The sequence below is a fragment of the Cellulomonas sp. P5_E12 genome, from assembly GCF_054049315.1.
On the sequence record NZ_JBFUMP010000005.1, the window covers coordinates 40490 to 66014 of the forward strand.

Annotated in this window: 22 protein-coding genes; 10 read left to right on the plus strand and 12 right to left on the minus strand. The window is 72.3% G+C overall.

All coding sequences use genetic code 11. From position 1 onward, the window contains the following. The first annotated feature begins 65 nt into the window (after positions 1-65). The gene (locus ACXJKA_RS05585; protein ID WP_456824191.1) at positions 66-1760 is read left to right on the plus strand and encodes a hypothetical protein; all 1695 of its coding nucleotides are present in this window, start codon (positions 66-68) and stop codon (positions 1758-1760) included. Here ACXJKA_RS05585 and ACXJKA_RS05590 read toward each other — a convergent pair. The 7 genes from ACXJKA_RS05590 to ACXJKA_RS05620 form a co-directional block, all read right to left on the minus strand. Beyond that, positions 1757-3295 (minus strand): DUF4153 domain-containing protein, encoded by a 1539-nt coding sequence (locus ACXJKA_RS05590; protein ID WP_456824192.1) that lies wholly within the window; start codon positions 3293-3295, stop codon positions 1757-1759. The genes ACXJKA_RS05585 and ACXJKA_RS05590 overlap by 4 nt on opposite strands. Before the next feature lie 119 nt (positions 3296-3414). Further along, positions 3415-5400: a pectate lyase family protein gene (locus tag ACXJKA_RS05595; protein ID WP_456824193.1), complete on the minus strand. Its 1986-nt coding sequence runs from the start codon at positions 5398-5400 to the stop codon at positions 3415-3417. A 94-nt stretch (positions 5401-5494) separates the two neighbouring features. Next, positions 5495-6097, minus strand: coding sequence for a histone deacetylase (locus tag ACXJKA_RS05600; RefSeq protein WP_456824194.1), 603 nt, complete (start codon positions 6095-6097; stop codon positions 5495-5497). Then, entirely contained in the window at positions 6094-7632 is a 1539-nt protein-coding gene (locus ACXJKA_RS05605) for a peptide ligase PGM1-related protein (protein WP_456824195.1), read from the minus strand. Before ACXJKA_RS05605 ends, ACXJKA_RS05600 begins: the two co-directional genes overlap by 4 nt. Continuing rightward, entirely contained in the window at positions 7629-8759 is a 1131-nt protein-coding gene (locus ACXJKA_RS05610; RefSeq protein WP_456824196.1) for an adenylate/guanylate cyclase domain-containing protein, read from the minus strand. Before ACXJKA_RS05610 ends, ACXJKA_RS05605 begins: the two co-directional genes overlap by 4 nt. Next, positions 8752-9141, minus strand: coding sequence for a response regulator (locus tag ACXJKA_RS05615; protein WP_456824197.1), 390 nt, complete (start codon positions 9139-9141; stop codon positions 8752-8754). Before ACXJKA_RS05615 ends, ACXJKA_RS05610 begins: the two co-directional genes overlap by 8 nt. Beyond that, positions 9138-11384, minus strand: a complete 2247-nt coding sequence (locus ACXJKA_RS05620) for a GAF domain-containing protein (RefSeq protein WP_456824198.1) — start codon at positions 11382-11384, stop codon at positions 9138-9140. The genes ACXJKA_RS05615 and ACXJKA_RS05620 overlap by 4 nt, the downstream gene beginning before the upstream one ends. Before the next feature lie 118 nt (positions 11385-11502). Between ACXJKA_RS05620 and ACXJKA_RS05625 the strand changes: the two genes are divergently transcribed. The 5 genes from ACXJKA_RS05625 (at position 11503) to ACXJKA_RS05645 (ending at position 15619) form a co-directional block, all read left to right on the plus strand. Continuing rightward, positions 11503-12048 (plus strand): NUDIX domain-containing protein, encoded by a 546-nt coding sequence (locus ACXJKA_RS05625; protein WP_456824199.1) that lies wholly within the window; start codon positions 11503-11505, stop codon positions 12046-12048. A gap of 75 nt (positions 12049-12123) precedes the next feature. Further along, a complete protein-coding gene (locus ACXJKA_RS05630; protein WP_456824200.1) occupies positions 12124-12687 on the plus strand; it encodes a YqgE/AlgH family protein in 564 nt (187 codons plus the stop codon). A gap of 211 nt (positions 12688-12898) precedes the next feature. Then, a complete protein-coding gene (locus ACXJKA_RS05635; protein ID WP_456824201.1) occupies positions 12899-13054 on the plus strand; it encodes a hypothetical protein in 156 nt (51 codons plus the stop codon). A gap of 202 nt (positions 13055-13256) precedes the next feature. Next, the gene (locus ACXJKA_RS05640; protein WP_456824202.1) at positions 13257-14033 is read left to right on the plus strand and encodes a hypothetical protein; all 777 of its coding nucleotides are present in this window, start codon (positions 13257-13259) and stop codon (positions 14031-14033) included. 59 nt (positions 14034-14092) lie between these two features. Then, complete coding sequence (locus tag ACXJKA_RS05645; protein WP_456824203.1) at positions 14093-15619, plus strand: Ppx/GppA phosphatase family protein; 1527 nt, start codon at positions 14093-14095, stop codon at positions 15617-15619. 135 nt (positions 15620-15754) lie between these two features. Here the strand turns inward: ACXJKA_RS05645 and glnA are convergent, their stop codons facing one another. Next, positions 15755-17179 carry a type I glutamate--ammonia ligase gene (gene glnA, locus ACXJKA_RS05650; protein ID WP_456824204.1) on the minus strand — a complete coding sequence of 475 codons (1425 nt, stop codon included), beginning with the start codon at positions 17177-17179 and terminating at the stop codon, positions 15755-15757. A 219-nt stretch (positions 17180-17398) separates the two neighbouring features. Between glnA and ACXJKA_RS05655 the strand changes: the two genes are divergently transcribed. Continuing rightward, positions 17399-17923 carry an RDD family protein gene (locus tag ACXJKA_RS05655; protein ID WP_456824205.1) on the plus strand — a complete coding sequence of 175 codons (525 nt, stop codon included), beginning with the start codon at positions 17399-17401 and terminating at the stop codon, positions 17921-17923. 22 nt (positions 17924-17945) lie between these two features. Here the strand turns inward: ACXJKA_RS05655 and ACXJKA_RS05660 are convergent, their stop codons facing one another. The 4 genes from ACXJKA_RS05660 to ACXJKA_RS05675 are packed head-to-tail and all read right to left on the minus strand — an operon-like array spanning position 17946 to position 20902. Continuing rightward, entirely contained in the window at positions 17946-18662 is a 717-nt protein-coding gene (locus ACXJKA_RS05660; protein ID WP_456824206.1) for a DUF4191 domain-containing protein, read from the minus strand. Positions 18663-18702: 40 nt separating this feature from the next. Next, on the minus strand, positions 18703-19704 hold the full coding sequence (gene lipA / locus ACXJKA_RS05665) for a lipoyl synthase (protein WP_456824207.1): 1002 nt from the start codon (positions 19702-19704) through the stop codon (positions 18703-18705). Positions 19705-19755: 51 nt separating this feature from the next. Then, complete coding sequence (gene lipB, locus ACXJKA_RS05670) at positions 19756-20421, minus strand: lipoyl(octanoyl) transferase LipB (RefSeq protein ID WP_456824208.1); 666 nt, start codon at positions 20419-20421, stop codon at positions 19756-19758. A 10-nt stretch (positions 20422-20431) separates the two neighbouring features. Further along, complete coding sequence (locus ACXJKA_RS05675) at positions 20432-20902, minus strand: MarR family winged helix-turn-helix transcriptional regulator (RefSeq protein ID WP_456824209.1); 471 nt, start codon at positions 20900-20902, stop codon at positions 20432-20434. A gap of 50 nt (positions 20903-20952) precedes the next feature. Between ACXJKA_RS05675 and ACXJKA_RS05680 the strand changes: the two genes are divergently transcribed. From ACXJKA_RS05680 to ACXJKA_RS05690, 3 genes are read left to right on the plus strand one after another with little or no spacing between them, the layout of a single operon-like run. After that, complete coding sequence (locus tag ACXJKA_RS05680; RefSeq protein ID WP_456824210.1) at positions 20953-23178, plus strand: MMPL family transporter; 2226 nt, start codon at positions 20953-20955, stop codon at positions 23176-23178. A 5-nt stretch (positions 23179-23183) separates the two neighbouring features. Further along, entirely contained in the window at positions 23184-24209 is a 1026-nt protein-coding gene (locus ACXJKA_RS05685) for a Gfo/Idh/MocA family protein (protein ID WP_456824211.1), read from the plus strand. Between the two features lie 60 nt (positions 24210-24269). Further along, on the plus strand, positions 24270-25523 hold the full coding sequence (locus ACXJKA_RS05690) for a hypothetical protein (RefSeq protein ID WP_456824212.1): 1254 nt from the start codon (positions 24270-24272) through the stop codon (positions 25521-25523). The last annotated feature ends 2 nt before the right edge of the window (positions 25524-25525 follow it).

Sequence of the window (25525 nt, forward strand, 5' to 3'; positions counted from 1 at the left end):
ACACTCCGTCGCCCCGCAAGCCGCGGCGACCCGCCTCTACGCCGGCCGCGGAGCCGGAGGGGACGGTGGACCCGCCCGTCGACGACGACGCGCCGCCGACCCCCGACACGGAGTCGCCGTCCGTCACGCCGGACGCCGTCGCGCCCGACGCGGTCGAGGCGGTCGAAGCGGAGAGCGTCGCTTCCGACGGGGTCGAGCCGGAGAGCGACGCGGCCGGGCTCGAGAGCGTCGCGCCCGACGCGGCCGAGCCCGAGAGTGTCGCGCCCGACGGGGTGGCGCCCGACACCGAGACGCCCGGTGCGTCGGAGAACGACACGCTGCCGCTCGACACCTCGGGCGTCGTCGCGCCGCAGAACGACACGCAGGAGATCCCTGAGCACGTCGACGTCGTGGTCCCGCCGTCGTCGCCGACGGAGGACCGGGCCGTGCTCCTCGCCCGCCTGCAGCTGCTGGAGACCGAGAACGCCCGACTGCGGGCGGAGACCACCCAGGCTCCCGTCGTCGTGGTGCCGCCGCCGCGTCGACGGCGCAAGGTGGGGCGTTCGGCGGCGGCGGTGGTGTTGATCCTGATCGGTGCGCTGTTGGCGCCGGTGGCGGTGGTGGGGTCGTGGGCGCGGGGTCTGGTGGTGGACACCGACCGCTACGTGGAGACGGTCGCGCCGATCGCGTCGGACCCGTTGGTGCAGTCCGCGGTGTCCAACCGGGTCACGACCGCGGTGGTGGACGCGTTGAACGTCAAGGAGCTGACCACCCAGGCCACCGATGCGGTCGCCGGGCTGGACCTGCCGCCGATCGTGGCCGGGGCGGTGCAGTCGTTGCAGCAGCCATTGCAGGACGCGATCACCAACGTGGTGCACAAGAACGTGACCAAGATCGTGACCTCGGACGCGTTCGACACCATCTGGGTCGAGGCGAACCGGGCCGCGCACGAGCAGATCGTGGCGACCCTGCGCGGGGACCCGGACGCGCTGGCCAAGATCAGCGACACCGGGGTCCTCACCCTGGACATCACCCCGATCATCGAGCAGGTCAAGACGACCCTGGAGCAGGCCGGGTTCACCCTGGTCTCCCGGATCCCGACGATCAGCGTGACGTTCCCGATCGCGTCCAGCGCGGACCTGGTGCGGCTGCAGAACGCCTACCGGCTGATCGACGTGCTGGGTGCGTGGCTGCCCTACCTGTCCCTGGGGTTGCTGGCCGCCGGGGTGCTGGCCGCGCAACGCCGCTCCCGGGCCCTGGTGATCGCGGGGTTGTCCCTGGCGGGGGCGATGGTGCTGCTGGGTGCCGCCCTGGCTGTCGGCCGGTCCCTGTACGCCGACTCCCTACCGCCCACGGTGCAACGGGTGGACACCGCGGTCGCGATCTACGACCAGGTCATCTCCTTGCTGCGGGTCCAGCTGCGCGTCGGCCTGGTCCTGGGGTTGTTGCTGGCGATCATCGCGTTCGCCGCCGGCGGGACCACCGCGGCCCGCCAGCTGCGCGCGTCCTCCTCCCAGGCCACCGCCTGGGTGCGTGGCGCCGGGGACCGGCACGGCATCGGCACCGGACCGGTCGGGGTCTGGCTGGACCAGCAACGCACCCTGATCCGGGTCGTGGTCATCGCCCTGGCCGCCCTGGCCCTGGTCCTCGCCGACACGCTCACTCCTGCCTACGTCGTCACCGTCTTCGTCATCGCCCTGCTCATCCTCGGACTGGCCACCCTCGCCGCACGACCACGCGCCGCGGCTCCGTCCGTGGACGAGGAGGAGGTCATCGTCTAGCGCTCGGCGCACGCCGAGCCGGAGCCGGCGTCCTGGGCGAGCAGCTGCGTCGCGCGCTCCCGGCCGAGGTTCCACTCGGCCAGGCCGGTGGCGGCGGTGACGTCGGCGGACGCCAGCAGGCACGAGCGCAGGAACGGATCGTCCTCGATCTGCGCGAACGCGGGCACGGCGTCGGCGGAGAGCCCGGCCAGGTAGCCGACGTCCAGGTCCGCCCCCAGGTCGGCCGTGGTGTTGTGCCGCACGATCTGCGCGTCCGGGTTGACCAGGGCGAGGCCGAGCATCGCGACCGCGGCCACCTGGACGACGGCGCGGGGCAGCCACCGGCCGCGCCAACGGATCCCCGCGACCAGCAGCAGGACGAGGACGGCGGCGAGCGCGACCTCGACCACGGTGACGAAGACGCGCAGGCGGGTGAGCCCGAACGTCTCGACGTACAGGTCCATGCGGCGCAGCGCCGACGCGACGACCCCCAGCGTGCCGACGCACAGGACACCGAGCGCCACCCGGGCCAGGAGTCGGTCGGTCGCGGTCTCGCGCGGGGCGCGACGGGCGGCCACGGCGACCACCACGAGCGTCAGCGCGGTGACGACGAGCAGCTGCCAGAACCCCTGCCGGGCGTACTGCGCGTAGGTCAGGCCGACGGACTCCAGGACGTGCCGGTGCCCGCCGAGCAGCGCGCCGACCTGCACCATCACGAACAGGAGCACCATCGCGTCGAGGGCGACCACCGGCAGCAGCCACTCGCCGCGCCGCGCGGGCTTGCCCGGCGCCAGTCGCAGGTCGGCCCAGCTGGGGGGAGCCAGGGCGAGGTGCGCCAGGCTCGCCGCGACGAGAGCGATCAGGGCACCGACCACGAACTGGCCGGGGATCAGGTCGCCCTGCGCCCGCGGCAGGAGGCTGGCGAAGACGCGGTCGGCGCTGGCGAACAGGACACCGAACACCAGCAGCAGCCCCACGGTGATGGCCACGCTGCGCAGCGCGACCAGCAGCTGTCCGCGGCGCGACCCGAGCCGCGTCTCGATGCCCTTGGCCACCCAGGGCAGCGCCCGCACGGCGCCGGCGGCCCAGCTGAGCGGCGCGAGCACCGCGGCGGGCGCCGACCTCGAGGACGTGACGGCGACGACGCCCGCCCAGGCCGCCGCCAGCGCGCAGAGGACGACGACCCACCCCGCGTCGCGGACCGCGACGACGGCGACGAGGGCGATCGACAGCACCGCCGTCACGAGGTCGTTCACCGACCGCCGCCGGATCAGCTCGGGAGCGGCCGCCACCCACAGGGCAAGGCCCACCAGCGCGACCCCGAGGCCCGGCCGGTGCCCGACGAGCAGCGCCCCGCCCAGCGCCCCGACCGTGCCGCAGACCACGAGCGTCCGGGTGGCGACCGGTCGTCGGCGCTCCGCCCAGAAGGGCGCCAGGACGCGGGAGAGCCGGCCCGGCTCGCGCGCGACGGGAACGGCCCGGCCCGCCGTCCAGGAGGGCGGCGGGCCGGGGAGAGCGGGCGGGGGCGGGGGAGTCGGTGCACCGGAGTCGGTCATGAGCGCCACGCTAGGCACCGGTGTCCCTGCACGTCAGAGACTTGCGCGGGGGTCCCGTGCACGTTGTGTGCAGTGGACCGGCGGCCCTCCACAACTGGTGCCCAGCCCGCACACAGGCGTCAGCGGCGCACGGTGACCACCCGTTCGGCCGTCGGGGTGCTGCCCGCGGCGTTGCTCAGCACGGCCACGAACCGGTAGGTCCCGGGCGCCAGGCCGGTCACGCTGGTGGTGGCCGACTGGCGGTTCGGGGTGGCCGCCGTGAGGTCCTGCTCGTCGACGAGCGCCCCGTCGCGGTACAGCGCGTAGTGGGTTGCGTTCGTGCCCCACCAGAGATTCGTCGTGACGGTGAAGGACCCGTCGCCGTCGCGGTTGTCGTCGCTGAGGACCGCCCTGCCGGGGGCGGCGTCGGTGACGCGCACGGTGTGCGGTGCCGAGCTGCTGGTGCCGTACGGGTTCAGCAGCTCGACGACGTAGGAGTACGTGCCGTCGACCTTTCCGGCGACGGGGAACGTCACCGTCTGAGCGTGCGGCGTCGTGCCCGTGAGCCACTGCGCGCCGACGAGCGCGCCGTTCTCGTAGAGGCGGGCGACGGTGGCGTTCTGGCCCCACCACAGGTTGGCCGTCACCGTGTAGGAGCCGTCGCGCAGGCCGGTGTCCCGGCCGTTGTCGTCGCTGACCACCGCCGTGCCGGGAGCGCCCGTGGCCACCGGCGTGCCGGACGCCAGCACCCCGGCACCCGCCTCCGCGCGCACGATGGCGGGAACGTCCTGCACCGGATCGAGCACGTAGTCGTAGACGTCGGCGGGGTTCCACCGGGCCGTCGGCGCCAGCGGGACGGGCGCCGTCGCGTTGAACGCGGCGAGCAGGTCGGTCGGCTGACCGTTGACGGTGGACCCGGTCTCGAACAGCTGCGTGCCCGCCCACCGCGTGATGATCCGCCCCGGGTCGACGCCCGGCGCGAGCTCGAAGGCGTTGTTCTCCGCGTAGATGCTCGACTCGATCCCGGCGCCCCAGTAGTACTGGAACAGCCCCTCGGTCGTCTGCGTGTAGAGGTTGTCGTAGACGTGCACGTCCCCGAACCGCACCCGCGGGGCGCGCTGGCCGATGTCGATCCAGTGGTTGTGGTGGATGGTCACCCGGTGCTGGCCCCGGTCCTGCGGGCGCGAGTCCGAGGAGCCGATGAGCTCGGTCTTGTCGTGCTGGTCGAGCTGGTTGTACGACACCGTGACCAGGTCGGACCCGTGGGTGATGTCGAGCAGCCCGTCGTGGACCTCGAAGGGGCGGCCGAAGACGGTCGGCAGCGCCTCGTGCGGGTGGGTGCCGTCGTCGAACGTGTTGTGGTCCACCCAGACGCTGGTCGAGGTCCAGATCGAGACGTTGTCGTAGGCGGAGTTCCAGTTGCCGACGGCCGTGTCGGTCGGGTCCCAGACCGGGAAGCAGTCATAGGCGTCGGAGATGGTGAGGTTGCGGACGATCACGTTGTGGGCGTCGCGGATCCGCATGCTCGCGCCGACGATCTGCGCGTCCGGGCCGACGCCGACGAGGGTGACGTTCGAGCCGACGTGCTGCAGCGTCTGGGCGGCCTGGATCGCCGCGGCGGCGACGCGGGCGTTCTCGAGCGGCCCGCTCGGCTTGGCCGTGCCCCACGGGCCGGCGGGGTCGAAGTGCGCGATGTAGTCGGCCATGCGGAACGGCTGACCGGTGTCCGACACGGTGACCTGGCCGGCGTAGTCGTCGCAGCTGACGGCGGGGTCGAACGCGGTGATGGTGCCCGTGACGTAGACGATGCGGGGAACGGTATTGGTGCGCGCGTCGGTCTGGCTGCCGCCGGGTTTGCCGGCGAGGGCGTCGCGCAGCTCCTGCCACGTGTCGACGACGTAGACCTGCGCGGCGTCCGCGGCCGCACCGCCCGTGGTGCCCGTCGCGACGGTCGGCTTGCCGTCCGGGACGGTGGGTCCCTCGTAGGAGGCCCAGCCGTCGCCGGGAGGGAGCACGGCCGTGCCCAGGTCGACCGGGGTCGGCGGGGGAGCGGCGTGGGCGGTCGTCGCCGGGAGGAGGAGTGCTCCGGCGGCCAGGGTGGCGATGAGGGTGCGACGAGCTCGCATGAGACGTCCTTGTCTCGAGCAGGTGGACGGGGTGAGAAGCCGTGAGAAACCGGTTCCCCACCGTGGCACATCCGACTCGGTAAGCGCAATCCCATCAGGACGACGAGTACGCCTCGCTCATGCCCGGGATGGCGGCCAGGTACGCGCGGACCTCGGCCGGGCCCCACCCGTGCGTCTCGCGCAGGCCCACCTCCATCGTCCGCAGGTAGGCGTCGGTCGGGGCGGCCAGCGGCGCGTCGTCGAACGGCTCGGACGTCAGGGTCACCAGCGGGATCCCGTCGCGGACACCCAGGTGCACGATCGTCTCGTAGCGCCCCGGCCCGTAGCGGTGCCGACCCTCGCGCCGGAGGGTCTGCAGGTCCAGGTCCTCGCCGGGGTCGCGGCGCATCTCCTGGGCAAGGACGTCGGCCAGCTGTCCGGCGCTCAGCAGGTAGGCGGCCGCGGCGACCCGTCCCGTCCCGTCGGGGTCGAAGACCGCGGTGCCCCCACCCCAGGCCGTCGACGCCCCGGTGAAGGAGAGGCTCCCGCGCACGACGAGCGGGACCGTGCGCGCGGGCTCGGTCCCGTCGCGGCACCCGGGATAGGTGCGCAGGCTCCCGGACGGCCGGCCGCCGCGCAGGTAGAAGCGGAACCGGTCGGCGCTCAGGTTCGACCCGTAGGCGACGTACCAGACGTGGTCGACGGCGTCCGTCGTCATCCCGGCAGCACCCGCGAGCGCCCGGCCGCCACGGCCTCCGCCAGGAGAACCTCCTCGGCGTGTCGGTAGAGGTCCATCGCCTGCTCCGGCGTGTTGCCGACGGCGGTCAGGCCCACGCGGCCCAGCTCCGTCAGGCAGCTGATCATGTGGAACACCACGCCCGTCTGCCGGGACTGGTCGAAGTGCAGACCGTGCCTGGCGACGACGTCGAAGAGGTCGCCCACGCGCAGCGCCCGCAGCTCGGGCGCCTCGAGGTGGTCGGTGGCGACCAGGTGCTTCTCGTCACCGGTTGACGTGAGGTATCGGCCCGAGGGCCCGTCGTAGCGGCCGTCGGTGAGGAACTGCAGCGTGAGGAACGGGTGCGTGGTCCCGCCCTTGCGCAGGTTCAGCTCGATGGCGTGCGCCGTCCAGGCACCCGACCCGTCGCGGACGACGACGAAGTCGACGGCGAACCGGCCGAGGACCCCCTCCCGTGCGAGGCGGCGGCCGATGATCTCCGCCGGCTCGCTGATCAGCCGGCTGTACGCCGGGTCCGCGGGGAAGGTGCACCCCAGGTACCGCTGGCCGCTGGGTCCGCCGAGCAGCTGGTCGTGGGTGGAGAGCAGCTCGACCGTGCCGTCGGGCAGGACGCGGAGCTGGACGCTCGGGCTGCGCAGCTCGGTGCCGGTGACCCGTTCCTCGACCACGCCACCGCCGGCGGCGAACCGGTGCCAATAGTCGTCGCGGCTCAACGTCGCCGACTCCAGCTCCAGGGTCGCCACACGGTCGGCCACCTCGGCGCGCAGGTCCCTGCCCGGGAGGTCCCGCAGGTCGACCACCGCGTTGCCGTTGCCGGAGACACCGTCGTTCAGCTTCACGATCACCGCGGCGGTGCCGGGGCGCTCGGCGAGCATCGCCAGCACGGCGTCGACGACGTGGTCCGGGCTGCGCAAGCCCTCGGCACCCGCGGGGTGCAGGACACCCTCGTCGGCGAAGAGGCCTCGACAACCGGTCTTGCTGCCGAGGTCGGCGAGGTGCGGGTCGGAGCCGTACATCGGGATGCCCAGGTGGAGGGCGAGGTCGCGCTCCCGTTCGGTCGTGCTGTAGGCGATGAGGTGGCACCGGGCGCGGTTGGGGATCCCCGCCGCGATGCTCGCCAGCAACCGAGGCCGCTCGAGGACCTTCTCGTTGAGTGGGCGCAGCGAGGCGTCGTCGACGGAGACGAGCGTGAGGCGTGCGCGGGCGTGGCTGGGGATGACGCCCGGCAGGAGTGCCAGGTAGTACTCGATGATGCTGTCCTTGATCGGCGTCGAGGTCACGTAGGTCATCCGCAGGAACGGCTGGCGGAGCAGGAGGAGCAGGAACAGGAAGCGTTCCTCGTAGGCCTGGACCAGCCCGGCGCTCGCCTTGGCATCGACCCCGACGGACGGGATGACCACGACGGACTCGTCCTCGTGGTGCTGCCGCATGACGTCCCAGACCGACCTCATCCGCTGCTGGAGCATCGAGAACCGCTCCTGGCGCTCCGCCTCGTCCAGGTCGTCCAGCGTGGTCACGGCTGCCTCACCCCCGCGCTCTCGACGGCGAACGTGCCCACGGGCCTGCTGAAGCCGCGCAGGTCTAGCTCACCCATGGGTCGCCCGCCGACGCGGTCCTCTACAGCGGAGAAGACGCGCTGGCTGACGAGGACCTGGCCGGCTGTCGCCTCGGCGCACAGCCGCGCGGCGAGGTTGGTCACGCTGCCGATCGCGGCGTAGTCGGACCGGCCCTCGAACCCGATCCGTCCGAGCGTGGCGTAGCCCTGCGCGACGCCGATGCCGAAGCCGAGCTCGTGGCCCCGGCGGGACCAGCCGACGGCCAGTGCCGCGACCCGGTCCTGCATCGCCATCGCCATCGCCACGGCCCGCCACGCGGGGTCGTCGCAGGTCACCGGGTCGTTGAAGAAGACCATCAGGCCGTCGCCGGTGAACCGTTCGAGCGTCCCCTCGTACTCGTCGATGAGCTCGCCCAGCGCCCGGTGGTACTCGCGCAGCACCGCCATCACCTCCTCCGGCTCGGACTGCTCCGCGAAGGGGGTGAAGCCGCGCAGGTCGCAGAAGACCACGACGATCTCCCGACGGTGACTGTCGAGCAGCGACTCGTCACCGGAGTCGATCACCAGGTCGGCGAGCTGTGGTGGGAGGAAGCGTCGGAGCCGGTGCAGGCGCTGCAGCTCGTCGACCTGGGTGCGGACGCGCTCCTCCAGCTCGGCGTTCCAGCCCGCCAGCTCGGCCGCCTGCCGGGCGATCGTGTCCTGGTACCGCTTCACGCGGGCCAGCGACGCCACCCGGGCGACCAGCTCGTCCTGGTGGAAGGGCTTCGTGACGAAGTCGTCGGCCCCGGCCTCGATGGCGCGCAGCTTCTCCTGGTCCCCGCTCGCCGTGATCATCACCACCGGGAGGTAGGCGGTGGTCGGGTCCGCCCGGACCCGACGGCAGACCTCGTACCCGTCGATGCCGGTCATGACGATGTCGAGCAGGATCAGGTCGACATCGTCGTGACCCGGATCGTGCAGGACATCCAGCGCTTCCTCGCCCGACCCAGCGAGCAGGAGTCGGTAGCCCCGCGGCTCGAGGACCGCCTGCAGCAGGCGCAGGTTCTGAGGCAGGTCGTCGACGGCGAGGATCGTCACCTCCTCAGGCATGGGCGTGCCCGATCACCATGAACGCATCGACCTGGGACGGCAGGGCCCGGACGCTGATCGGCTTGGACAGGTACCCGTCGAAGCCGTCGGCCAGCGCGCGGTCACGGTCCTCCTGCATCGCGAAGGCGGTCACGGCGACCACGGGCACGTCGGCGACCACCGGGTCCCGACGCAACCGGTGCATCGCCTCGACCCCGTCGATACCGGGGAGCTGGAGGTCCATCAGGACGAGGTCGGGGCAGCAGACGTGCGCCAGGCTGACGCCCTCCTCGCCCGACCTGGCCTCGACGACGTCGTAGCCGCGGACCTGGAGCACGTCGCGGATGAGCTTGAGGTTCAGCGCGTTGTCCTCGACCACGAGGATGCGACCCGATGTCGTCACAGCATCCCCCCGGTGGCACTGGCGTCGACGGGCAGGGCCTCGGCACGGCGCAGCGCGCGCACCAGGTCGTCGCGGGCGACGGGCTTGATGAGGTACTCGGCCGCACCCGAGGCGATGCCGCGTGGCCGCTCGTCGACGATGGAAGCGATCACCACGGGGATGTCGCGCGTCGCCTCGTCGGCCTTCAGGCGCTCGAGGATCTGCCAGCCGTCCATGCCCGGCAGGCGCAGGTCCAGCACGACGGCCGCCGGCAGCAACGACCGGATCTCGTGGAGCCCGGCCCTGCCGTCGCGCGCCCGGACGACCCGCACGCCGAACTCGTCGAGGTAGGCGGCGAGCAGGTCGAGGGAGGCGCGGTCGTCGTCGACGAGGACCACCACGGGAGCGTCGTCGCTCGACTCGGTCGAGCCGGTCCCCGCTGCGGTGCCCGAGGGCACCACGAAGCCGAAGGTGCTCCCGACGCCGACCTCAGTCTCGAGCCACATCCGGCCGCCCAGGAGCGCGACGAGCCGTCGGCACAGAGTCAGGCCGAGCCCCGTGCCCTCCTCCCGAGGAGCACCACGCCGTCCCTGCTGGAACGCCTCGAAGATGCGTTCGCGCTCCTCGGGCGCGATGCCCGGGCCGTCGTCCGTGACGGTGAGCTCCAGCTCCGGCCCGACGTGCCGCGCAGCGACGACGACATGGCCGCCGTCGGGCGTGAACTTCACCGCATTGCTCAGCAGGTTCACCACGACCTGCTTGAACTTCAGCTCGTCGGACTCGACGAGATCGACCGTCGGGTCGAGCGAGAGCGCGAGCGCGATGTCGTGGTCGTTGGCGCGTCCCCGCACGGTCGCGATGCCGTACTCGATCGCGGCCGGCACGGAGAAGGTGGACGGCTCGAGCTCCATGCGGCCGGCCTCGACCTTGGACAGGTCGAGGATCTCGTTGAGCAGCTCGAGCAGGTGCTGCCCCGAGCTCAGGATGTCCCGCAGGTACTCCTCCTGACGCTCGTTGATGTCGCCGAAGAGCCGCTCGAGGAGGACCTCGGAGAACCCGATGACGGCGTTCAAGGGCGTCCGGAGCTCGTGGGACATGCTCGCCAGGAACTCCGACTTGTGCTGGCTCACCACCTCCAGCTCGGCCGTCTTGACCTCGAGCTCGCGGAACAGCCGGGCGTTGGTCACCGCGAGCGCCGACTGGCTGGCGAACGTCTCCAGGAAGTCGACCGTCTCCTGTGCGAACGGTCCGACGGAGCGACGGCGCACGACGAGCGCGCCGACGATCCGCTCGCCGCGCAGCACGGGGACGGCGAGGACGGAGCGCCAGCCGTCGGCGTGCAGGACCGCCAGGTGAGGATCGAGGTCGACCTCGTCCAGGTCGGGGACCGCGACCGGGTGCCGCTCGAGCGCCGCCCTTCCGACGAGCGTGCCGCGCAGCTCGATCCGCACGGCACGCAGCGCGGCCAGGAGCTCGGGGCTGCTGGCGTACGCGCTGCGGACCGAGAAGACCTGGTCCTCCTCGAGGTATTCCATCATCGAGCCGCCGTCGCAGCCCGAGAAGCGGACGGCGTTCTTGATGATCGTGGCCAGGACCTCGTCCAGGACGAGGCTCGAGCTCACGATCCCGCCGACCGCACTCAGCGCCTCGAGCTGGTCCACGCGCCGGGCGAGCTCGGCTCCGCGCGCGTCGAGCGCCGCGAGCAGGTCCACGTGCCGCACGACGATCGCAGCCTGCGCCGCGAACGCTTCGAGGAGGGCGACCTCGCCCGGGTCGAACGGGTCCACCTCGCTCCGCAGCAGCGACAGAGCGCCCACCACTTCGTCGTCCAGCACCATCGGGGCCGCGACCACGGTGCGGAACCCGACCATCTCCTGGAGGTCGCGCCGGCGGTAGGCGGGGTCGACGAGGACGTCGGAGATCTGCTGGACCGCCCGGCGGGTGGCCGCGCGACCCACGATCGTGTCGCCGTCCACCCGGATGGGGTGCTCGCGCCAGTAGCTCCGCAGCTCGGCGGTCAGGCCGACCGACGACGCGAGCGTGAACCGGTCGCCGTCGATGAGGTAGACCAGGACCGTCTGGGCCCGGCACAGCCGCCGTGCCGTGTCAACGATCGTGTCGAGCACGGCATCGGGATCGGCGGCGGACCCCAGCGCGGACAGGACCGCGTTCGCGGCCGCGAACTGGTCGGTGGCGTCGTCGTAGGCGCGGCGCAGGCGATCGTGCTCCGCCTGGCTGACGGTCCCGCTCTGCAGCTCGGCCATCGGTGGCCGCCCTTCCCCGGGTCTCGACGTCCCGGGCGCACCTCAGTGTGCTCGCGGGCGCCGGACGTGTGCAATGACGGCGACGAGCTCCCGATGTGCGGTCTGCCAGGCTGGCGTCATGAACGCCTGGCGCACGCGCACCTCGACGACCGTCTACGAGAACCCCTGGATCCGCGTGCGCGAGGACGAGGTCGACCGCCCCGACGGCGGGATCGGGATCTACGGCGTGGTCGAGCTGCGGAACCCGGCGGTGTTCGTCGTCCCGCTCACCGACGACGACGAGGTCGTCCTCGTGGAGGTCGCCCGCTACGCCACGGGCGCGGTGTCCCTCGAGGTGCCGGCGGGTGGGTCGGACGGCGAGGAGCCGGAGCTGGCGGCCCGCCGCGAGCTGCGCGAGGAGACCGGTCTCGAGGCGCACAGCTGGGAGCCCGTGGGCTCGATGTTCGCGCTCAACGGCGTGTGCCACGCGCCCGAGCACGTGTTCCTTGCCCGTGGCCTGCGCGTCTCCGACGTGCCGGTCGAGCAGGCGGAGGAGGGGATCACCGGTGTCCGGCGCATCCCATGGGCGCAGGTCCTGCGGCTCGTGGCCGACGGCACGATCACCGACGGCGAGACCGTGGCGGCGTTGATGTACGCCGCGATCGCCCTCGGTCGGGTGGTGTGACGGTCGGGGTCGTCCCTGCCCGGATCCTGTGCGGCACCACGCTCACCGGCGACGAGTGTCGGTGATGATGGGGGCATGACCGACCGCCCGACCATGCGGGGCCGCCTCCTGGTGGCCGCGCCTGCGCTGCGCGAGCCGGCCTTCCACCGCACCGTCATCCTGCTTCTCGACCACGGCGACAACGGTGCGCTCGGCGTGGTGCTCAACCGGCCGTCGTCGGTCGACGTCGGCGTGGTGCTGCCCGAGTGGCACGCGCACGTCACGGACCCCCCGGTGCTGTTCCTCGGCGGCCCGGTCGGCCAGGACACGGCGATGGGCGTGGCGGTCCTGGCGGTGGGCGCGACCGCGTCGCCCGACGTCGACGCCGTGATCGGGCCCTTCGGGCTGGTGGACCTGGACGCCGTGCCGGAGACCGTCGGGGCGCGCGTGCGCGGGGTCCGGGTGTTCGCGGGGTATGCCGGTTGGTCGGAGGACCAGCTCGAGCGCGAGCTCGACGAGCGGTCCTGGTTCCTCGTCGACGCCCTGCCCGACGACCTGCTCACGCGCGAGCCCACGGGGCTGTGGCGGCGGGTGCTGCGTCGTCAGGGCGGTGACCTGGCGATCGTGTCGACGTACGCCGAGGACGCGTCGCTGAACTGACGTCAGCCCTCGTCGGGGCTCGTGGGCTCGTACGCCCGGCGAGAGGTCCGAGCACCTGGATGCCCATGGCCCGACTCTCCGCCCGTGCGCGCGACGGGTCAACGGTCGCGATACCGAAGTGATACCGCGTCCGGCGCCCCGCGATACCGGTGGGTGCCACACCGGTGATCAGCGCCGCAGCTCCGCGGCGCCGACCACCTTGGAGGGCATCATGAAGAAGTTCCTCGGCATCGTCACCGCCGTCGTCCTGGCCGGTGGGCTCAGCGCGTTCGGGACCGGCGCGCTCCACGCGTCGCCGGGCAGCGGAGACGGGACACACTCCGTCGCCCTGCCGTACTGCAGGGGGCCGCACTGGTGCTCGTACTGAGGCTCGTCGTCGGTCGTCGTGCGCACGACCCGGCCGCCACAGGGGGGCGGCCGGCTCGCTGTTCGTGCGGGCTGGACAATCTCTCCTCGCACACCGAGGCTCCGACGTATTCAGCCACGTCAGCGCCCATATCGGGCGCGCCGACGGCGTAGATTGCGAAACGTCGGAGCGTCCTGTGCGGCGCGGGCAGAGAGTGAGTGACGTGACCGCGACGGGGAGCCTGCCACTGCTGTCGGACGAGCTGCTCCGGCTCCGGGAGCTGCTGCAGGGCGCTGACAGCGTCGAGCTCAAGGTGACCGTGCCCGAGGTCGCACATCGATCGACGACGGCGACGCTCGGCCTCGACCCGATCGACGCCCAGATCCGCCACGTGTACTTCCTCGACACTCCCGACCTCCGGCTCAGCAAGGCCGGTGTCGTGGTGCGAGCGCGGCGGATCCAGGGACGGGGCGACGACTCGGTCGTCAAGCTGCGGCCCGTGGTGCCCACCGACCTCCCCGGCGAGATCCGACGGTCGCCGAACTTCAACGTCGAGGTCGACATCGTGCCCGGCAGCTACGTCTGTTCCGCGACGCTGAAGGGCAAGCTCCCCGCGACCGCAGTCCGCGCCTCGGTGTCCGGAGAGCAGTCGCTCCGGAAGCTGTTCTCGAAGGAGCAGCGGGCGTTCTTCGCCGAGCACGCCCCCGACGGTCTGAAGTTGGACGACCTGTCGATCCTCGGCCCGATCTTCGTGCTCAAGCTGAAGGTCGTGCCGGAGACGTTCGGCCGTGGCCTCGTCGCCGAGATGTGGTTCTACCCGGACGGCTCCCGCATCCTCGAGCTGTCCACGAAGTGCCACCCGACGGAAGTCATCGCCGTCACGGCCGAGCTCCGGCGGCTCCTCGCAGACAAGGGCGTCGACATCACCGGTGAGCAGCAGACGAAGACCAAGACGGCACTGGAGTTCTTCTCGGCAGAGCTCCAGGCCAAGCCGGCATGAGGCGCCTCATCGAGCAGTCCGTCGCATCGGCACCGACCACGTCGAGGACGTGGTGACCGATGGCGACCACTGAGATCATCCCGCGCTGGGAGTGGCGCACGTTCGGCGTCCAGTTCGGACCGGCGGAGGAGTTTCTTGCCGGCCAGACGCCGACGGGGACTAAGCAGAGCGACGAGCTCTACCTCTTGTCGGTGTACGGCGACACCGTCAAGGTGCGCGACGGGCTCATGGACATCAAGCTCCTGCGCGAGGTCGGCACGGGTGGGCTGGAGCGGTGGGAACCGGTCCTGAAGGCCGAGTTCCCCCTCGGCCGCGACGACATCGAGGCCGTCTTTGCCGCGCTGCGCCAGCCCGTGCCCGACCTGCTGCGGGAGACGTACAGCCTCGAGGAGCTCCTCAGCGAGGTGGTGGATCCCCACCCCGGCGTTCGCTCCGTACCGGTCCGCAAGCGGCGCGTCCGACACACGATCGAGGGCTGCATCGGTGAGCTCTCCGAGGTCGAGGTCGGCGAGTGGGTGACCAGGACGCTCGCGATCGAGTCGGAGGATCTCGACGCGGTGGTGGCCGCCGTCCGAGCCGTGGGCCTGGGCAACCGGGTCAACACGAGCTACCCGCGTGGGCTGGGAGCCCTGTTCGACGGGCAGCCGCCGCGCTACGCCACCATCGACGTGGGCACGAACTCCGTGAAGTTCCACATCGGCCAGCCGGTCGCGGGCGGGTGGGAGGCGCTGGTCGATCGCGCCGAGGTGACCCAGCTCGGCGCGGGTCTCGCGCAGACGGGGAGCATCTCGCCCGAGGCGCTCGAGCGGACGACGGACGCCATCCGCGGGATGGTCGCGGAGGCGCGCAGGCACCTGGTCAGGGAGATCGCCGCCGTCGGGACGGCCGGGCTGCGTATGGCCGACAACCGAGCTGACGTTTTGGCCGTCATCGAAGCCGCGACTGGAGTGTCCGTCGAGGTCGTCTCCGGTGAGGAGGAGAGTCGCCTGGCCTACGTCGCCGCGCTGGCGGGGCTCGAGGTGGCGGACGGCTCGATCGTGGTCTTCGACACCGGCGGCGGCAGCTCCCAGTTCACGTTCGGCCACGGCGATGCCGTCGACGAGCGCTTCAGCGTCGACGTCGGAGCCGCCCGCTACACGGAGCGCTTCGGGCTCGACAGTGAGGTCTCGCGAGAGACGCTCGAGGCCGCGCTCGCCGCGATCGCCGGCGACCTGGACCGGCTCGACGACCGGCCCGCGCCGGACGCCCTGGTGGGGATGGGCGGGGCGATGACGAACCTCACGGCCGTCAAGCTGGGCCTCGAGAGCTACGACCCGGATGCCGTCCAGGGCTCCGTCCTCGAGCGCGGCGAGGTCGATCGCCAGATCGAGCTGTACCGGACGCAGGATGCCGAGGGGCGCCGGTCGATCGTGGGACTGCAGCCGAAGCGCGCCGAGGTGATCCTCGCCGGCGCCTGCATCGTGCGCACCGTCATGGACAAGGTGGGCATGGATCGGCTGACGGTCAGCGACCGCGGCCTGCGGCACGGCCTCATCAACGAACGGTTCGGCGGCGGCGAGAAGGAAGCGCACAACATGCCGACGTGACCCACCACGGTCACCGGGGCAGCGATCGCCGCACCGTCTGGTGGCAGACGTGCGACACCCCCGCCGCCACGAGGGCGACGGGGGTGTCGTCACTGCAGGTCACCGACCCCTGGGAGCAGCCAGGGGTCGGGACGATCACACGTCGTAGTAGAGCTCGAACTCGTGCGGGTGCGGCCGCAGACGGATCGGGTCGACCTCGGCGTTGCGCTTGTAGTCGATCCACGTCGCGATCAGGTCGGGCGTGAAGACGTTGCCCGCCGTGAGGAAGTCGTGGTCGGCCTCGAGGCTGTCGAGCACCTCGCCGAGCGAGCCCGGGACCTGCTGGATGAGGGCGTGCTCCTCGGGGGGCAGCTCGTACAGGTCCTTGTCCACCGGGTCCGGCGGCTCGATCCGGTTCTGGATGCCGTCGATGCCGGCCATGAGCATGGCGGCGAACGCCAGGTACGGGTTCGACGACGGGTCCGGCACGCGGAACTCGATGCGCTTGGCCTTCGGGTTCGAACCGGTGACCGGGATGCGGATGCACGCGGAGCGGTTGCGGGCCGAGTAGACCAGGTTGACGGGGGCCTCGAAGCCGGGGACCAGGCGGTGGTAGGAGTTCACCGTCGGGTTGGTGAACGCCAGCAGCGAGGGCGCGTGCTTGAGCAGGCCGCCGATGTACCAGCGCGCGAGGTCGGACAGGCCGCCGTAGCCCTTCTCGTCGAAGAACAGCGGCTCGCCGTCCTTCCAGAGGGACTGGTGGACGTGCATGCCGGAGCCGTTGTCACCGAAGAGGGGCTTCGGCATGAAGGTCGCGGTCTTGCCGTTCTCGTGCGCCACGTTCTTCACGACGTACTTGAAGAGCATGACCTTGTCGCCCGAGATCGCGAGCTTGTCGAAGCGGTAGTTGATCTCCTGCTGGCCGGCGGTGCCGACCTCGTGGTGGGCGCGCTCGACACCGAGGCCGAGGGCGTCCAGCTGCAGGCTGATCTGGTCGCGGATGTCCGAGAAGCCGTCGACCGGGGGGACGGGGAAGTAGCCGCCCTTGTAGGGGATCTTGTGGCCGAGGTTGCCACCCTCCTCCTCGCGGCCGGTGTTCCAGGCCGCCTCGAAGGAGTCGATCGAGTAGAACGACTCGTTCTGCTTCGTGTGGAAGCGGACGTCGTCGAAGATGTAGAACTCGGCCTCGGGGGCGAAGAACGCCGTGTCCGCGATGCCGGTCGACTTCAGGTACGCCTCGGCCTTCGCGGCGACCTGACGCGGGTCGCGGCTGTAGGGCTCGTCGGTGTACGGGTCCACGATGTGGAAGTTGATGTTCAGCGTCTTCTCGACCCGGAAGGGGTCGATGTACGCGGTGCTGATGTCCGGGATCAGCTTCATGTCCGACTCGTGGATCGCCTGGAAGCCACGGATCGAGGATCCGTCGAACATCTGGCCGTCCGTGAAGAAGTCCAGCTCCAGCGAGTAGGCCGGGACGTTGAAGTGCTGCATCGTGCCGGGCAGGTCACAGAACCGGACGTCGACGAACTTCACGTCCTCGCTCTTGATGAACGCCAGGACTTCCTCTGGCTTGCTGAACATCCGCTGCTCCTCGGTCGGTGGTACCCGTGGGGTCGGGCAAGGCGAGGCTACGAGCGCGGCGTTTCTCTGTCGTGTACCAAGTGTTTCGACAGCGTTACGAGCCCGTCCCTCGTGTAACGAATGTTGACCCTATGCCTGCCGGCTGAGGTGGGCATCGGCGTCTCACTGGAGGATGGCCCGCTGTGCGGTCGATCGCGGCCGGTCGCCTACCCTGCTCGGGTGGCAGATCGTCGTGACCTCAGCTCGTGGCTTGGCGGCACCCCCGACGACCCCGACGGTCCGGACGCGACGCGCGCGGTCCCGCGCGGGGTGCGTCTCGGGCTGCCCGGGTCGGGCTCGGGCGCGCTCGCGCCGCTGGGGCGCCGGGTCACGGCGCTCGCGATCGACTGGACAGCGTGCCTGCTGATCTCCGGCGCGTTCTTCGTCGTGGACCCGACCGCGTTCTTCCTGTCCCGCGGCAACCCGCTGGCCACCCTGGGCATCTTCGCGCTGGAGAACGTGCTGCTGGTCGGCTCGATCGGCAACACGCTCGGCCACCGGCTCCTGGGCCTGCGCGTGCGTCGGGTGTTCCCCGACCGCCCCGCCGAGCGCACGGACCCGGTGTGGGCGACCGCGGCCCCCGGCTTCCTCAGCGCCCTCGGGCGCACCGTCCTGCTCTGCCTCGTCGTCCCCGCCGTCGTGTGGGACAGCGACGGCCGTGGCCTGCACGACCGCGTCGCGGGGACGGCCATCGTCCGTCGCTGACCCTCAGACGGCCATCGGCCGGTCAGCGGCCGCGCATGCCCTTGCGGTCGGGGCGCGCGCGCATGGGGTCGACGCCCTTCGGCACGGGGAGCTTGATGCCGCCCAGGGCGGTGAGGCGCTTGCTCACCTCGGCGACCTCCTGCTTGGAGAGCTTCGGGCGGAGCTTCTGGACGGCGCGCGGGAGCTTGCGCAGGGTGACCTGGCCCTCGCTGTCGCCGACCTGGATGAGCGTGATCGGGGCGCCGGAGATGACGCGTGCGGTGCGCTTGCGCTCCGACTCCAGCAGCTTGCCGATGCGCGACGCGGGGCCCTCGCCGACGAGGACGACACCGGGGCGTCCGACGCCGCGGAACACCATGTCCTGGGTGCGGGGGTCGACCGCGACGGGCTCCTGCGCGAAGGTCCAGCCGCGACGGATGGTCCCCAGGGCGGCGAAGGCCGCACCCGGCTGGCCCTCGATCTGCGTGTACGCGGCCGTCTCGGCGCGGCGGGCGAGGATGAACATCGCCCCGAGCGCCGCGAACGGGATGCTCAGCAGCAGCACGTAGACCCAGTGGTTGATCAGCAGGCCGATAACGAGACCGACGGCGATGATGCCGAAGAACACCGCCAGCACGATCCACGTGACTGCCGGGTCGTTCTTGCGGGTCATCTGGTACGCCTGCCACACCTGGTGGTACCAGCGGGTCTTCTTGACCTTGCCGGTCGGTGCAGCGGCGGGGGAGTTGTCACGGGCCATGGGCCCGAAGTCTACCGACCCGGCGGAGCCGTTCTGACGATCAGCGGGCGAGCAGGCTCGCCGCCTCCTGGCGGGACGTCGTCGGCTCGGCGAAGTGGGCGAGCGCCTCCGGGATCGGGCGGCCGTAGCGGCGCATGGCCTGGCCCCAGAGGCGGCCGGCGCGGTACGACGAGCGAACCAGCGGCCCGGACATCACGCCGAGGAACCCGAGGCGCTCGGCCTCGGCCGACAGCTCGACGAACTCCTCCGGGCGCACCCAGCGCGACACGGGGTGGTGCCGCACCGACGGGCGCAGGTACTGCGTGATCGTGATGAGGTCGCAGCCGGCCTCGCGGAGCTCGGCCAGGGCCTCGACGACCTCCTCGGTGGTCTCGCCCATGCCGAGGATGAGGTTGGACTTGGTGACCAGCCCCGCCTCGCGCGCCGCGGTGAGCACCGACAGCGACCGGTCGTAGCGGAAGCCGGGCCGGATCGTCTTGAAGATGCGGGGGACCGTCTCGAGGTTGTGAGCGAGCACCTCGGGTCGCGACGAGAAGACCTCGGCCAGCAGCTCGGGGGTCGCGTTGAAGTCGGGGATGAGCAGCTCGACGCCGGTCCCGGGGTTCACGGCGTGGATCTGGCGGACGGTCTCGGCGTAGAGCCACGCACCGCCGTCGGGCAGGTCGTCGCGGGCGACGCCGGTGACGGTCGAGTACTTCAGCCCCATGGCCTGCACGGACGCGGCGACGCGGCGGGGCTCGTCGGCGTCGAAGTCGGCGGGCTTGCCCGTGTCGATCTGGCAGAAGTCGCACCGCCGGGTGCACTGGTCGCCGCCGATGAGGAACGTCGCCTCGCGGTCTTCCCAGCACTCGAAGATGTTGGGGCAGCCGGCCTCTTCGCACACCGTGTTCAGGCCCTCGCGCTTCACCAGGCCCTTGAGCTCGGTGTACTCGGGGCCCATCGTCGCGCGCGTGCGGATCCACTCCGGCTTGCGCTCGATCGGGGTCTCGGAGTTGCGCGCCTCGATACGGAGCATGCGTCGGCCATCGGCTGCGATCGTCACGCCGGTCAGACTAACCCGCGGTCGCCGCGTCGGCTGCAGGGGAGTCGCGCGTCACACCGTGGCCGGTGCCGCGCGCGTCTCGAGGATCGGGAGCAGCGTGTCGACGAGGTGCGCACGGACGAGCGGGACGACCTGGGCGATGGTCACCCGCCGGCCCGTCTCGACGGACAGCGAGGTCACGTCGGCGTCGGTGATGCCGCACGGCACGATGCGGTCGAACGCCGCCAGGTCGGGCTCGCAGTTGAGCGCGAAGCCGTGCATGGTGACGCCCCGGGAGACGCGCACCCCGATCGCGGCGACCTTGCGCTCCCGGCGCAGCTCGTCGGCCGGGAACCAGACCCCGCTGCGGCCGTCGACGCGGATCGCGGTCAGGCCGAGGTCGGCGCACGTGCGGATGAGCGCCTCCTCGAGCGCACGCACGTAGCGCACCACGTCGATGGGGGTCGCGAGCTTGACGATGGGGTAGCCCACGAGCTGCCCGGGCCCGTGCCACGTGATCCGGCCACCCCTGTCGACGTCGACCACGGGAGTGCCGTCGACGGGTCGGTCCCACGACGCGGTCCGTCGGCCCGCCGTGTACACGTCCTCGTGCTCGCACAGGAGCACGACGTCCTCGCGGGTGCCGTCGGCGACCGCCGTGAGCGCCTCGCGCTGCAGCTGCCACGTCGGCTCGTAGGGGAGCAGGCGCGTGCCGAGGTCGAGCTCGTCGAACCGCATGTCGGTCAGGCTAACCCGCGTCCGCGGCAGGACGGGCCACGAGGGCGAGGAGGCCGCGCAGCTGCTCGGTCTGCTCCTGGGTCAGTCCCCGAGTGACCAGCTCCTCGGCGAACTCGCGGTCCGAGGCGACGGCGAGGGCGCCCCGGCCTGCGTCGCTGATCGCGATGACGTGCCGGCGGCGGTCGGCCTCGTGCGGCGTGCGCGTGACGTACCCGGTGCGCTCCATCCGGGCCAGCACGCGGCTCATGGTCTGCTCGGTCACGCCGCAGGCGGCGGCGAGCTCGCGCTGTGACATTGACGATCGCACCAGGTGGACCAGCACCGGCAGGCTGGCGTGGTTCAGGTCCCACGCGGCCAGGTGCGCGTTCCAGTCCCGCTCGACGCGTCGGGACGCCGCCGACAGGAGTCGTCCGACGGGCCAGTGCGCGGGGTCGGGCGAGGCCGGGTCGAGCGTGTCCGCCGTCTCGTCCTCGTGCTCCATGATCCCGCCTCCATTTGCTCTTCGGAGGATCGTCGCCAATGATACTCAGCATGCTGAGTAATCGCCGCTCGACGATCGTCCGTGCCGTGCTCGTCGGCGTCGCCCTGGTGGTCTGGCTCGGCATCGGGTCGGTCGGCGGGATGGCGCAGGGCAAGCTGTCGCAGGTCCAGACGAACGACGCCTCGGCGTTCCTGCCCTCGTCGGCCGAGTCCACCCGGGCCGCCGAGGAGAGCAAGGGCTTCGTCGACACCGAGACCCTACCGGCGCTCGTCGTCCTGGAGCCCGAGGACGGCGGCGACGTCACCCCGGACCAGCTCGCGGCCGTCCAGGAGTGGGCGGCGGGGGTGCCCGACCAGGCGCTGCCGGCCGGGAACGAGGGCACCTGGTCCGACTACCTCGTGGGTGAGCCGGCGGTCGTCCCGTCCGAGGACGGGCAGGCGATGCTCGTCGCGTTCTCGCTGGACGGCGCGAAGGCCGACGACCTGCTGGCCGGCGACGAGGGCGTCACCGACTCGTTCGTGCAGGCACTGCGCGACTCGCTCGAGGCGGACCTCGGCGCGACCGCGACCAGCGCGGGCGACCTGGGCCTGCACGCCTGGGTCACCGGACCCGCCGGGTTCGTCGCGGACCTGGTCACCGCGTTCGGCGGCATCGACGGCGTCCTGCTGCTCGTCGCGCTCGGTGCGGTCCTGCTGATCCTGGCGATCGTCTACCGCTCGCCGTTCCTTCCGTTCGTCGTCATCCTCACCGCCGTGTTCGCGCTGTGCCTCGCGGGTCTGGTCGTCTACCACCTGGCCAAGAACGGCACGCTGGTCCTCAACGGACAGTCCCAGGGCATCCTGTCGATCCTGGTCGTCGGCGCCTCCGTGGACTACGCGTTGCTGCTCGTCGCGAGGTACCGGGAGGAGCTCCACCATGTGGAGCACCCGGCGGCGGCCATGGGTCGGGCGCTGCGGGCGTGCGTCGCGCCCATCGCGGCCAGCGCCGGCACCGTGATCGCCGGCGTCCTCTGCCTCCTGCTGTCCGACCTCGGCTCCAACCGCAGCCTCGGCCCGGTCGCGGCGATCGGGATCGCGTCCGCCATGCTCGGGGCGCTCACGCTCCTGCCGGCGCTCCTGCTCGTGTTCGGCAAGCGCTCGCGGGTCCTGTTCTGGCCGCGTGCGCCGCGCCACGACGCCGTCGACGCGACGGTCGTCGACCCCACGGTCGGGACGGGCCTGTGGGCGCGCTCGGCGCGCTTCGTCGGCCGGCGGGACCGGGCGGTGTGGATCGTCACCGCGCTCGCGCTCTGCGTCGGTGCGGCGTTCCTGCCCACGCTCAACGCGTCGGGGACCAACCAGGTCGACATCTTCCTCACCGACGTCGACGCGGTCAGCGGCGAGGCGGTGCTGTCCGAGCACTTCCCGGCCGGCGCGGTGCAGCCCGCGATCGTCATCGTGGACGAGGCCGACGTCGACGCCGTGACGGCGGCGGCCGAGGGCGTCGACGGCGTGGAGGCCGTGGTGCCGTACACCGGCGCTCCCGCCGGCGCTCCGGCGACGGACGCACCGCCGGTCGTCGTCGACGGACGCGTGCGCCTCGACGTCTCGACGACGGCTTCGGCCGACACCCAGGAGGCCGTCGCGACGGTCGAGGACCTGCGGACCGCCGTGCACGAGGTCAGCCCGGACGCGGTCGTGGGCGGTGCCGCTGCCGAGTCGCTCGACACGCAGCTGGCGGGCGAGCGGGACCTGCGGGTGATCGTCCCCGTCGTGCTCCTGGTGATCGGGCTGATCCTCATGATCCTGCTGCGGTCGGTCGTCGCGGCGGCTCTCCTGCTGGTGGCCAACGTCCTGTCGTTCGCTGCGGCGCTCGGGGTGTCCGCGATCTTCTTCAACCACGTGTTCGGCTTCGCGGGCGCGGACCCCGTCGTGCCGCTGTTCGCGTTCGTGTTCCTCGTGGCCCTCGGCGTCGACTACTCGATCTTCCTCATGACCCGCGTGCGCGAGGAGTCCGTGAAGGTCGGGACGCGGGCGGGCGTGCTCCGGGGGCTCGCGGTGACCGGCGGCGTCATCACGTCGGCGGGCGTCGTGCTGGCGACCACGTTCGCGGCCCTGGGCGTCATCCCGCTACTGTTCCTCGCGCAGATCGCGTTCATCGTGGCCTTCGGCGTGCTGCTCGACACGCTGGTGGTCCGCAGCCTGCTGGTGCCGGCCCTCGTGCACGACATCGGCCGGCGCACGTGGTGGCCCAGCGCGCTCGCCCGCAAGGACGCCGCACCCGCCGACCTAGAGTGAGCCGCATGGAGTCGCTGCGGGTCGGGCTGGTCGGGTACGGGGGAGCGGGCCGAGGGATCCACGCCCGGCTGCTGCGCGAGGCGGGGCAGAGCGTGACCGGCGTCGTCACGCGCAGCCGGGCCGCCCAGGTGGAGCAGGACTGGCCCGGCGCCGCCGTGGTGCCCGACGTCGAGGGGCTGCTCGCGCGGGCCGACGAGCTCGATCTCGTCGTCGTCGCGAGCCCGACCGGCGAGCACGTGGCGCACGTGACCGCAGCCCTGGACGCCGGTCTGCACGTGCTCGTCGACAAGCCGCTGGCCACCAGCGCGGCCGACGCCCAGGCGCTGGCCGACCGCGCCGACGGTCGGCTCACCGTCTTCCAGAACCGGCGGTGGGACAGCGAGCAGCTCACGCTGCTCGGGCTCCTGGCGAGCGGCGAGCTGGGGAACGTGCACCGGTTCGAGCGTCGCTGGGAGAGGTTCCGTCCCGTGCCGCAGGACCGCTGGAAGGAGAACGACCCGGAGTCCGGCGGCCTGCTGCTCGACCTGGGTGCCCACCTGGTCGACTCGGCCGTGCAGCTCTTCGGGCCGGTGTCCCAGGTCTACGCCGAGCTGCACTCCCGCTCGACACCCGCCGCCGACGACGTGTTCCTCGCGCTCGTGCACGAGGGCAACGGCGTCGTGAGCCACCTGCAGGCCGGGGCGGTCGTCGGTGCTCCGGGGCCGCGCACGCGCGTGCTGGGCGACGGCGGCGCCTTCCTGGTCACCAGCTTCGAGGGGGAGCCGACGCCCTTCGGCGCCCTGGACGACGCCTACGAGGAGACCCGCCGGCCGGGCGAGCCGGTCCACGAGGGGTGGCTCGTCCGCGGCGCGGAACGCACGCCCGTGCCGCGCGCCGCGGGCGGGCACGTCGACCTCTACCGCGCCGTCGTGCGGTGGGTGGTGGACGGCGGCCCGCCGCCCGTCGACCCCGCCGACGCGGCGCGCACGGCACGCGTCCTGGACGCCGCCCAGGTGTCCGCGGACGAGCGGCGGGTGGTCCTGCTCGACTGAGGGGCGTGGCCTGTGGACGACGCCCGACGCGCGCGGCCGCTGGGGTCTTGGATGACCGGCATGGACGCGTTCCTCGTGCCGGCCGACGTCGAGACCGTGCTCGCCCACGTCGGGTTCCGCCCGGTCGACCTGGCGGGCGAGGGCTGGCTGGCGGTGGCGCTCGACGGCTCCGACCGGCGGCTCGAGCTCCATGTCGTGCCCGCCGTGGCCGACGAGCTCCTCTCGGCGCGCGTCGCCCGGCTCCGCGCCCTGCGGCACGAGCACCTCGCCCAGCTGCTCGACGTGGTCGAGCTCTCGCCGGGCCGGCTCGGGCTCGTGGTCGAGCACGTGGCCGGCCTGACGCTCGCGCAGGTCCGCGCGGCGCGCGCCCCGTTGAGCGACGGCGAGGCCGCGACGGTGGCGATCCCGGTCGCGGGCGCGCTCGGCGCCCTCCACGACGCGGGCATGGTCCACGGTGGCGTGACTGCGTCGGCCGTCGTCGTGCGCCCCGACGGTAGGCCGGTCCTCACCGACCTGCGCGGTGCGGTGCTCGCGGCGGGCGACCCCGAGGCAGACGTGCGGCGCCTGGTCACCACGGTGCTCGCCCAGCTGCCGAGCGAGGACGTCCACCTGGTGTCCGACGCGGCCGACCGGCCGGCGCTGCGGGAGGCCTTGGCCGAGCTGTTGACCGTCTCCGGGCTCGAGGCGGGCCGCGTGGTGGACCGGTGCTACCGGATCGCGGAGCCGGAGCCGGTCCGGCTGCCCGACGCGGGTGCGCTCGCGTCGTCGTCGCTGGCCGCGGGCGCCCGCCGCGAGCACGCCGTGCCGCGCGGCGTGCGGCGTGCGCAACGGGCCCGACGGCGTCGCCGGGCCATCGTGGTCGGCGCCGCGGCGACCGCGGTCGTCGTCGTGCTGGTCGGCGGTGCGGTGGCCCGCGGGCTGACCGAGCGCGTGCCCGCACGGGCGGACGTGGTGCTGGACCGCGACGACCCGGTAGCGGCCGCCGCCGAGCTCACCAGGCTGCGGGCCGCGGCGGTGGGCGACGCGGACCCGGCGGCGCTCGACGCGGCGGAGGTGCCCGACGGCCCCGCGCACACCGCGGACGTGCGGCTCCTGGCCGACCGTGCCGGCCGGCGCGCGGACGGGCTCACCGTCGACGTGCAGGACGCGTGGCTCGTCGCGGACGACGGGAGCCGTGGCACCACGACCGACGTCGCGGTGTCCGCCGTCACGACGACGCCGGCGCAGACGCCCGCTCCGGCGGCCCGCACGGTGGTGCTCGGCCTGCGCTGGACCGACGACGGCTGGCGCGTGTGGGACGTGGTCGGACGCTGACG

What these genes read in the sequence shown, in the direction of transcription:
- ACXJKA_RS05620 (WP_456824198.1), bottom strand. Translation starts at nt 11,384, where the DNA reads ATGGCCGAGCTGCAGAGCGGGACCGTCAGCCAGGCGGAGCACGATCGC.
- ACXJKA_RS05675 (WP_456824209.1), bottom strand. Translation starts at nt 20,902, where the DNA reads ATGGAGCACGAGGACGAGACGGCGGACACGCTCGACCCGGCCTCGCCC.
- ACXJKA_RS05625 (WP_456824199.1), top strand. Translation starts at nt 11,503, where the DNA reads ATGAACGCCTGGCGCACGCGCACCTCGACGACCGTCTACGAGAACCCC.
- ACXJKA_RS05635 (WP_456824201.1), top strand. Translation starts at nt 12,899, where the DNA reads ATGAAGAAGTTCCTCGGCATCGTCACCGCCGTCGTCCTGGCCGGTGGG.
- ACXJKA_RS05645 (WP_456824203.1), top strand. Translation starts at nt 14,093, where the DNA reads ATGGCGACCACTGAGATCATCCCGCGCTGGGAGTGGCGCACGTTCGGC.
- ACXJKA_RS05685 (WP_456824211.1), top strand. Translation starts at nt 23,184, where the DNA reads ATGGAGTCGCTGCGGGTCGGGCTGGTCGGGTACGGGGGAGCGGGCCGA.
- ACXJKA_RS05590 (WP_456824192.1), bottom strand. Translation starts at nt 3,295, where the DNA reads ATGACCGACTCCGGTGCACCGACTCCCCCGCCCCCGCCCGCTCTCCCC.
- ACXJKA_RS05660 (WP_456824206.1), bottom strand. Translation starts at nt 18,662, where the DNA reads ATGGCCCGTGACAACTCCCCCGCCGCTGCACCGACCGGCAAGGTCAAG.
- ACXJKA_RS05690 (WP_456824212.1), top strand. Translation starts at nt 24,270, where the DNA reads ATGGACGCGTTCCTCGTGCCGGCCGACGTCGAGACCGTGCTCGCCCAC.
- ACXJKA_RS05680 (WP_456824210.1), top strand. Translation starts at nt 20,953, where the DNA reads ATGCTGAGTAATCGCCGCTCGACGATCGTCCGTGCCGTGCTCGTCGGC.
- ACXJKA_RS05610 (WP_456824196.1), bottom strand. Translation starts at nt 8,759, where the DNA reads ATGCCTGAGGAGGTGACGATCCTCGCCGTCGACGACCTGCCTCAGAAC.
- ACXJKA_RS05630 (WP_456824200.1), top strand. Translation starts at nt 12,124, where the DNA reads ATGACCGACCGCCCGACCATGCGGGGCCGCCTCCTGGTGGCCGCGCCT.
- ACXJKA_RS05600 (WP_456824194.1), bottom strand. Translation starts at nt 6,097, where the DNA reads ATGACGACGGACGCCGTCGACCACGTCTGGTACGTCGCCTACGGGTCG.
- lipB (WP_456824208.1), bottom strand. Translation starts at nt 20,421, where the DNA reads ATGCGGTTCGACGAGCTCGACCTCGGCACGCGCCTGCTCCCCTACGAG.
- ACXJKA_RS05595 (WP_456824193.1), bottom strand. Translation starts at nt 5,400, where the DNA reads ATGCGAGCTCGTCGCACCCTCATCGCCACCCTGGCCGCCGGAGCACTC.
- glnA (WP_456824204.1), bottom strand. Translation starts at nt 17,179, where the DNA reads ATGTTCAGCAAGCCAGAGGAAGTCCTGGCGTTCATCAAGAGCGAGGAC.